Genomic DNA, 9100 nt, shown 5'->3' on the forward strand with positions numbered 1-9100 from the left:
TCATGATGGATATCAATGCTTATCTGCAAGGCATGCTGACTGAGAAAGCGTCAGACTTATACATCACTGTTGGTGCGCCGGTACTTTATCGTGTTGATGGTGAGTTGAAGTCGCATGGAGAGAGCTTATCGGAAGCCGAAGTGCTGACGCTACTCCACAGCACCATGGATGAAGAGCGCCAGAGTGACTATAGCCGCAGTCGAGAAGCGAACTTTGCCGTAGTACGGGATTTTGGTCGCTTTCGTGTGTCCGCTTTCTACCAGCGAGAGTTACCCGGTGCGGTGATTCGTAGAATCGAAACCACCATACCCACATTTGATGACTTAAAACTGCCCGAAACTCTGAAAGACCTTTCCATTGCCAAGCGTGGTTTGGTGTTAGTTGTGGGTGCCACAGGTTCTGGTAAATCCACAACAATGGCAGCGATGACCGGCTATCGAAATACTGAGCGCAGCGGCCATATTCTGACAGTTGAAGACCCGATTGAGTTTGTCCACGAACATCAGAAATGCATCGTCACGCAACGTGAGGTTGGCTTAGACACAGAAAGTTATGAAGTCGCGCTGAAGAACTCTTTGCGTCAGGCTCCAGATATGATCTTGATCGGTGAGATCCGCTCGCGAGAGACCATGGAGTACGCGATGACATTCGCTGAGACGGGGCATCTGTGTATGGCGACGTTGCACGCTAACAATGCTAACCAAGCTTTGGAAAGGATTCTGCATCTTGTACCGAAAGAGCAAAAAGAGCAGTTCTTGTTTGATCTCTCCATGAATCTTAAAGGTGTTATCGGCCAGCAGTTGATTCGAGATAAAAATGGCCAAGGTCGTCATGGCGTTTTTGAAATCTTACTCAACAGCCCACGAGTATCGGATCTCATTCGACGCGGTGATCTGCATGAACTCAAATCAACCATGTCGAAATCTCAGGAAATTGGTATGCAGACATTTGATCAGGCACTCTACCAATTGGTAGTGAATGACAAAATTACTGAAGAAGATGCGCTGCACAGTGCGGATTCAGCCAATGATCTGCGTATCATGCTTAAAACTCAACGAGGTGAAAGCTTCGGTGGTGGTGCGCTGGCAGATGTGAAGATTGATATGGACTAGAGATTGCTCTTCGCCGTTTGAGGATTATAAATATTTCTATCGTGCTCTATTTGTAGTGCTGAAATGTAAAGGGTTGGCGCAATGTGCCAACCCTTTCTGTTTTCTCGCTTAGCCGTATTGAGCTTCAAACCAGCTTTCAAGGATAACGACCGCTGACTGGCAGTCGACATTCCCTTTGCTGAGCGCCTTGTAGCCGCCCATACTGAACAGCTCTGAGCGAGCTTCTGTAGTGGATAAGCGCTCATCGTGTAGCTCGACAGGAAGGCCGAATCGACCGTGAAGGCGATTAGCAAACTTTTTCGCTCTAGGAGTAATCGTTTCCAGATCTTTGCCGTGAAGGTCCGTTGGCAGGCCGACAACCAGTAGATTTGGTTGCCATTCTTTGATCTGCTTTTCAATATCGTCCCAGTTGGGAATGCCATCGTTGGCTTTAAAGGCTTTCAGCGGCGATGCCGTGCCTGTAATCTCCTGACCAATGGCACTGCCAATACTTTTAGTGCCAAAGTCAAAAGCCATAATTGTTCTAGACATAAATTTTAGTTGTGAGGTTATGCGTGACCAATATCACTGGACAGTTGAGACGCGTCGATGCCAAGCATCTGCACGGCTTTTTGCCAACGTTCGTTGATCGGTGTGTTAAACATGACATCAGGGTCGGCTTCAATCGTTAGCCAAGAGTTTTCAGAAAGCTCAATCTCTAATTGGCCTGCTTCCCAACCGGAATAACCTAATGCAACAATGTACTCTGGTGGTTCGGCTTCTGTACCGAGAACCGCGAGTATGTCCTTCGAAGTCGTGACGGAGATACAGTCAGTCATCTGAATGCTGGATTCATAATGATCTTTTGGTTGGTGAAGAATAAATCCTCGATCTCCTGAAACTGGGCCGCCATTGAGTACCGGTTTCTCAAGGCTACCGACTTTGAGTTGGGGTTGAGTCGCTTCAACGTCGACCTGCTTGAGCATTTTACCTACTGTGATGTCGATTGGAGCATTAATCATTAAACCCATCGCGCCATCATCATTGTGTTCACATACGTAGATAACGCTGCGTTGGAAGTAGGGATCTTTCATCCCCGGCATAGCAACTAAAAAGTGGTTGGTTAAATTCATAGTTACTCCAGCGTAAAGTGGGCGACAAGTTATCGCCCAATGATCATGTGAGTAAATTACTGCTTGTTGAGTCGACGCTCTATCGCATCCATCAATTTACCCGTAATTGAGATATCAAATGCAGCCTCGATTTCGCGAATACAGGTTGGGCTGGTTACATTTATCTCAGTTAACTTGTCACCAATGACGTCCAAGCCTACAAAGATCAAACCTTTTTCCTTAAGTGTAGGCGCTACAGCCGCTGCGATCTGTTTATCTGTTTCGCTCAGTGGTCGGGCTTCACCTGTACCACCTGCCGCAAGGTTGCCGCGAGTTTCACCTTTTGCCGGAATACGTGCCAGGCAGTAAGGCATCGCTTCGCCGTCCACGACCAGAATTCGCTTGTCGCCGTTGCTGATGTCAGGAACGAATGTTTGTGCCATCGCATAGTTTTGGCCGTGGTTAGTCAGGGTTTCGATAATCACAGAAACATTTGGATCGTTCTCTTTGACTCGGAAAATAGATGCACCACCCATGCCATCTAGTGGTTTTAAGATCACATCTCCGTGCTGTTCGCGGAATTGTTTAATCTTCTCTGCTTTGCGGGTCACGATAGTGGTTGGGGTAAGTTCCGGGAACCAGGCTGTGAACAGCTTTTCGTTACAGTCACGCAGGCTCTGAGGTTTGTTGACGATTAACGTGCCTTTCTCTTCTGCGCGCTCAAGAATGTAGGTTGCGTAGATATATTCAGTATCGAACGGAGGATCTTTACGCATCAATACCGCATCAAGCTCTGACAACTCAATAGTTTGCTCTGACTTAAACTGGAACCAGCCTGTTGGATCTTCTTTGAGTTCCACCACTTTGGTGTCTGCAACAGCGACACCTTGGTCTAGGTGCAGATCATGCATTTCCATGTAGTGGATTTCGTAGCCGCGGCGCTGCGCTTCAAGCATCATGGCAAAGCTAGAGTCTTTCTTGATGTTGATGGACTCGATAGGGTCCATCACGATACCTAATTTGATCATGGTTTTTCTCCGTTTAACCAAGGTCGCCAAAGCGAACTTGAAGGGCAGTAATTGCGGTAAGAGCTGCTGTCTCTGTGCGTAATACGCGTGGGCCTAGCAGAGTCTCTTCAAATTGATATTCTCGGGTTTTCTCGATCTCTTCTGCGGACAAGCCACCTTCGGGGCCGATCAACAGGCGAACTTTTTCGACCGGCGCTGGCAGCGTATTGATTGAGTATTTTGCTCTGGGGTGAAGGTTGAGTTTAAGGCCATCATAATCTTCTGCACACCACTCATCCAACTGCATGATAGGGCGAATCTGCGGAACGATATTGCGTCCACTTTGCTCGCAAGCGCTGATGGCAACTTTCTGCCATTGGGCGAGCTTTTTCTCAAAACGTTTTTGATCTAGCTTGACGCCACAACGCTCAGAAATCAGTGGGGTAATGGTATTAACGCCCAGCTCTACAGACTTCTGAATGGTGAACTCCATCTTTTCCCCGCGAGAAATGACCTGACCTAAATGCAGGTCCAGCGGTGACTCGCTGCTGCGTTCAACACGTTTAGTGATATTCACGGTGACGGACTTTTTGCTGACTTCTTCAATTACGGCTGGAAACTCGGCCCCATAGCCATCAAAAAGCAACACTTCTTGTCCAACCTTCATCCGCAAGACTCTTCCTACATGGCCGGCTGCATCTTCGCTAAGCGCTAAACTGCCAAGTTGGGTTATAGGTTCAGGGTGATAAATTCGAGGAATTCGCATCAGCTTTGTATCCGGCCAGATAATTGAGAATGAACTCCTAACATGGATGCTTTATGCCTAAAAAACAAGGGGCAGGCTGTACATATCGCTACAATTCATAAGGGTCAATTACAGCGCCTGGCATGCCTTGAAAACGAAAGGGTTATGATTGCCCTGAATCTTGAAGATTCGACGCTCACGTTCACATTCCCATGTGTCGACCGGATAGAGCTTATTCCAAGCTGTCATGAGTTGGTTTTGTTGCTTCGATAGCTTGAATCCGTATTCCTGACTCATGTACAGATAGGTTCGGGCAATGGAACCTTTGGCGCGGTCTGGTGGCATGACTCTCCGTTGCTTAAAGTTGACCTGCATTTCGCATTGGCCATACGTCACGCCATCCATCCCATTCCACTGGCTGAAGTTGTAATTCGAGCGATCGCCGTTCACTTCACCGATAGCGGGGGTGAGGTTATGTAGATCGGCTTCCATTGAGCGAAATACGGTGTCATTTTTGGTGCAGTTTTTTCGTCCTCCAGACTGCCAACATTGTCGTTGGTGGCCAAACTGCCAAGCCGGAACAACATGCTCCCATTCGATTCTTGAAGCACGTTTTTGCTGTTTTCTCACGGCGTAACCACATGACTTTAAATCGGGAATACCTTTTTTTCCCTGCCAGGTGATATCACATCCACAGTAAAAGCTGGTGGGGTGATCGGAATATATCTTTAGTGCTTCTTTCTTGGCTTTCGAAAATGAAGAGGGAGGCGCAGAGAGCACCTGAAATGAACTAATAAGTACAGTGAAGTAAACAAAAAATGCACGAAGTTTCATGTCGATAAGTATTAGAAAAGTATGACTTATCGCAGTCTAGCATGCATTTGTCAGTGAAACTTATTAATGGCTCACTGAGTTATGAGAGCTGCTTACCCGTAAACACAAGGGTTTGCTGACAGCTCTGGCATCGGTAGCTGCTTTGATGACGCAGGACTTTATTGTGACGTCTGATAGTCAGTGGGTAGAGCTGGCACCCACAGCGGTACTCGAAGGTTTTCCCTTGTACGGAAGTAATTTCAAAACTGTGCGTAGTACGAGCAGGGACGCCAAATACGCTTTCCATGATCGATTGCCATTCTTTACCGTGAGGTCTGACTCGACCATAGACCTGATAAGTGATCAAATGTGCGATTTCATGCGGGATGACTTCATCGAAAAACGCTTGCTGATTTTCGGTAAATAAAACGGGATTGAGGCGAATCTCATTGAGTTGGAGGTAGGCTTTGCCCGCCGCTTTACCTCTCAGTTTGTAGCTGATAGAAGGGAAAGAAAATGAGCGCTGAAAAGCATGTTGAGCCGTTACGATATAGCGAGCGACCACTTGTTGTGCGCGATAGCTAAGCTCTGTATCCAAATTCATCTCCAAAAAATTCGCCCCTTAGATAAGGGGCGAATCATATACCGGATTAGACGTTGGCGCTAATGGTGCTTTTTCTTGATGGTTTCATGATAAGCGTGCCAGGTACCGTAGCCAAGAATTGGCATCGTAAACAACATGCCGATTCCGTAAGTCGCAAAGCCAATTAAGATACCGCCACAGATCACGGCCGCCCATACGATCATCGCCGGAATGTTTGATTTTACTGCGTTAAAGCTGGTAAACACAGCGGTCATCATATCAACGCGTCGCTCCATCATAAGTGGGATGGAGAAAGCAGAAATACTAAACACAATCGCAGCCAGTACCATGCCGACCAAAGAGCCGATAACGAGGAATGGAAGAAAATCGGTTAATGGTGCGCCTTGAACAGATGGGTATAACGCATGAAGTAATGCAGCGATACGCATCCAGAAAATCATACACACGGCGAGCATGACAGCGAATGCCCATTGTGATGAAGAGTTACGCCCAATGGCTTTCATTGAGTGAAGTAAGCTGGCGTGATGGCCCTTTTCCCGCTCCCAACTGGCATCATAAAGCCCTAGCGCTAAGAAGGGACCAATTAGCATATAGACGACTAAACTTGGCATGACGACTAGATGTGTGCCTTGCCATTGCACTAGCAGCACAATACCAATAGCGGCCGCCATAAAACATAAACCGTAAAAGGCACTGATCAACGGCATACGCACAAAGTCGTGCAAGCCGAGTGACAGCCAATGAAACGGCGCGGATAAGCTGACATGATTGCACGGTATAGTACGTGCGTATTCGTTATCTGGGACTTCCTTTCGTTTTTCGTTGAAGTCTTGTGGATTCACCGTACGAGGCATACATCCTCCTTGATCGACTCTGTAATAAGTCACCCTTAGGTTAATGGGTGGCGTTTTGGAATTCGATGCCCGGCTTTGCGACTGCCCTAATAAGCTGCGCATCTAACTTGGTCTGTTAAAAAGCAACTTTTGGCAAAGAATTATCCTTTTAACATATTGTTAACTATTGACCCCATGACAAAAAAATACAAATTTGTTGTTTGATTTTTGCGCACAAAAACAAAGGGCTTCTGGTTACCCAGAAGCCCTTGAATAGCAAATTAGTGCGGTAATTTAAATTACTTAAGACCAGCGAAGTCGCGTAGAAGTGCAGCCTTATCAGTCGCTTCCCATGGGAACTCTTCACGACCGAAGTGGCCGTATGCTGCTGTTTTCTTGTAGATTGGCTGAAGTAGGTTCAACATTTCTTGTAGGCCGTATGGGCGAAGATCGAAGTGCTGGCGTACTGCTTCAACAATGATGTCTTGAGATACTTTTTCGGTACCAAATGTTTCCACCATGATAGATGTTGGATCAGCAACGCCGATTGCGTAAGAAAGCTGAATCTCACAACGGTCAGCAAGGCCAGCCGCAACGATGTTTTTCGCAACGTAACGAGCAGCGTAAGCCGCGGAGCGGTCAACTTTTGATGGATCTTTACCTGAGAATGCACCCCCACCGTGACGAGCAGCACCACCGTATGTATCAACGATGATCTTACGACCTGTTAGACCACAGTCACCCATTGGGCCACCGATAACAAAACGGCCAGTTGGGTTGATGAAGAAGTTAGTGTCTTTGTTTAGCCACTCTGATGGTAGAACTGGCTTGATGATCTCTTCCATAACCGCTTCGCGTAGGTCTGGCGTAGAGATTGAGTCACAATGCTGAGTCGAAAGAACGACAGCGTCGATACCAACGATTTTTCCTTGGTCGTACTGGAACGTTACCTGTGATTTCGCATCAGGACGTAGCCAAGGTAGTGTACCGTTTTTACGTACTTCTGCTTGTTTTTGAACAAGTAGGTGAGAATACGTAATTGGAGCTGGCATTAGTACGTCTGTCTCGTTAGTCGCGTAGCCAAACATGATGCCTTGGTCACCAGCACCTTGCTCTTTTGGATCCGCTTTATCAACGCCTTGGTTGATATCTGGAGACTGTTTACCAATGGTGTTCAGTACCGCACAAGAATCGGCATCAAAACCCATGTCAGAGTGAACGTAACCGATATCACGAACGGTTTGGCGAGTTAACTCTTCGATATCTACCCATGCTGATGTAGTGATTTCACCACCAACCATCACCATGCCAGTTTTTACGTACGTTTCACACGCAACACGCGCTTTTGGATCTTGCTCGATGATTGCGTCTAGAACTGCATCAGAAATTTGGTCTGCGATTTTATCTGGATGACCTTCTGATACCGACTCAGAAGTAAACAGGTGCTTAGCCATGAGAGCTCCACTTTTAATTCAAGGAAGTGCTCCATTATTAACGGCGGAACACTAAGAAATAATACTGATATCTGTAGGTGTTTCTACATCTAGACGTCTATTCTAATTTTCATAGCTCGAATTACAAGCTCTTTTTTAATTTAATACATATCCAAACGTTTGCTTCTAAAGAGTTAAATATTACTAACTTGGATAGAAATGGCAGAAAATAAGCGAGAATCCCCTGTATTCAGACTGTAAAACGTTTGCACAGCTTAGGCGCCTTTGAGAGAATAATCGCCCATCAAAATTAGTTTTCGCTTAACGCACTCAGGAGCAGACATGTCTTCCCGCAAACATCTAGCTAATGCTATCCGTGCCCTTAGCATGGACGGCGTACAACAAGCCAACTCTGGTCATCCAGGCGCACCTATGGGTATGGCTGACATCGCTGAAGTTCTTTGGCGCTCTCACCTAAACCACAACCCAGCTAACCCAAAATGGGCTGACCGCGACCGTTTCGTACTATCAAACGGCCACGGCTCTATGCTGATTTACTCTCTGCTTCACCTTGCGGGTTACGAGCTGTCTATTGATGACCTGAAAAACTTCCGTCAACTGCACTCTAAGACACCAGGTCACCCAGAGTACGGTTACGCACCGGGTATCGAAACGACGACTGGCCCACTAGGTCAAGGTATCACTAACGCGGTAGGTATGGCGCTGGCTGAGAAAACTCTAGCAGCACAATTCAACAAAGAAGGCCACGACATCGTAGACCACTTCACTTATGCATTCATGGGTGACGGCTGTCTGATGGAAGGTATCTCTCACGAAGCGTGTTCTCTAGCAGGTACGCTAGGCCTTGGTAAACTAATCGCTTTCTGGGATGACAACGGCATCTCTATTGATGGTGATGTAGAAGGTTGGTTCTCTGACGATACACCTAAGCGTTTTGAAGCGTACGGCTGGCACGTAATTCCAGCAGTAGACGGTCACGATCCAGAAGCAATCAATGCAGCGATTATCGCTGCGAAAGCGGACCCACGCCCTACACTAATCTGTACTAAGACCATCATCGGTTTTGGTTCTCCAAACAAATCTGGTTCACACGACTGTCACGGTGCACCACTAGGCGCTGACGAAATTGCAGCAACTCGTAAAGCGCTAGGTTGGGAACACGGTCCTTTTGAAATCCCAGCAGACGTTTACGCAGAGTGGGATGCAAAAGAAGCAGGCGCAGCTAAAGAAGCAGCTTGGAATGCGAAGTTTGACGCATACGCTGCAGCTTACCCTGCAGAAGCCGCAGAACTTAAGCGTCGTCTAAACGGTGAATTGCCAGCTGAGTGGGAAGAGAAAGCAACACAAATCATTGCCGACCTTCAAGCAAACCCTGCAAACATCGCATCACGTAAAGCGTCTCAAAACGCACTAGAAGCGTTTGGTCAAATGCTACCTGAAT

The 9100-nt window shown here is 47.0% G+C and carries 10 protein-coding genes; 2 read left to right on the forward strand and 8 right to left on the reverse strand.

Features of this window, described 5'->3' with window-relative positions; genetic code table 11:
• Positions 1–5: 5 nt before the first annotated feature.
• Entirely contained in the window at positions 6–1112 is a 1107-nt protein-coding gene (locus IX95_RS10950) for a PilT/PilU family type 4a pilus ATPase (RefSeq protein WP_038159788.1), read from the forward strand.
• 108 nt (positions 1113–1220) lie between these two features.
• Here the strand turns inward: IX95_RS10950 and ruvX are convergent, their stop codons facing one another.
• The 8 genes from ruvX to metK form a co-directional block, all read right to left on the reverse strand.
• Complete coding sequence (gene ruvX, locus IX95_RS10955) at positions 1221–1643, reverse strand: Holliday junction resolvase RuvX (protein ID WP_029236265.1); 423 nt, start codon at positions 1641–1643, stop codon at positions 1221–1223.
• Between the two features lie 17 nt (positions 1644–1660).
• Positions 1661–2224 (reverse strand): YqgE/AlgH family protein, encoded by a 564-nt coding sequence (locus tag IX95_RS10960; RefSeq protein WP_019277262.1) that lies wholly within the window; start codon positions 2222–2224, stop codon positions 1661–1663.
• A gap of 56 nt (positions 2225–2280) precedes the next feature.
• Positions 2281–3231: a glutathione synthase gene (gshB, locus tag IX95_RS10965; RefSeq protein WP_019277263.1), complete on the reverse strand. Its 951-nt coding sequence runs from the start codon at positions 3229–3231 to the stop codon at positions 2281–2283.
• A gap of 13 nt (positions 3232–3244) precedes the next feature.
• Positions 3245–3976, reverse strand: coding sequence for a 16S rRNA (uracil(1498)-N(3))-methyltransferase (rsmE, locus tag IX95_RS10970; protein ID WP_031343392.1), 732 nt, complete (start codon positions 3974–3976; stop codon positions 3245–3247).
• A 108-nt stretch (positions 3977–4084) separates the two neighbouring features.
• Positions 4085–4789, reverse strand: coding sequence for an endonuclease (locus IX95_RS10975; protein WP_038159793.1), 705 nt, complete (start codon positions 4787–4789; stop codon positions 4085–4087).
• Positions 4790–4868: 79 nt separating this feature from the next.
• Positions 4869–5366, reverse strand: coding sequence for a SprT family zinc-dependent metalloprotease (locus IX95_RS10980; protein WP_006958245.1), 498 nt, complete (start codon positions 5364–5366; stop codon positions 4869–4871).
• 65 nt (positions 5367–5431) lie between these two features.
• Complete coding sequence (locus IX95_RS10985) at positions 5432–6226, reverse strand: DUF2189 domain-containing protein (protein WP_038159796.1); 795 nt, start codon at positions 6224–6226, stop codon at positions 5432–5434.
• A gap of 278 nt (positions 6227–6504) precedes the next feature.
• A complete protein-coding gene (gene metK / locus IX95_RS10990; RefSeq protein ID WP_006958242.1) occupies positions 6505–7659 on the reverse strand; it encodes a methionine adenosyltransferase in 1155 nt (384 codons plus the stop codon).
• A 321-nt stretch (positions 7660–7980) separates the two neighbouring features.
• Here metK and IX95_RS10995 point away from each other — a divergent pair.
• Positions 7981–9100, forward strand: a 1120-nt coding sequence (locus tag IX95_RS10995; protein ID WP_038159799.1) for a thiamine pyrophosphate-dependent enzyme, incomplete at its 3' end; no start/stop codon positions are given.

The organism is Vibrio sp. B183 (assembly GCF_000740665.1).
Classification (GTDB): domain Bacteria; phylum Pseudomonadota; class Gammaproteobacteria; order Enterobacterales; family Vibrionaceae; genus Vibrio; species Vibrio coralliilyticus.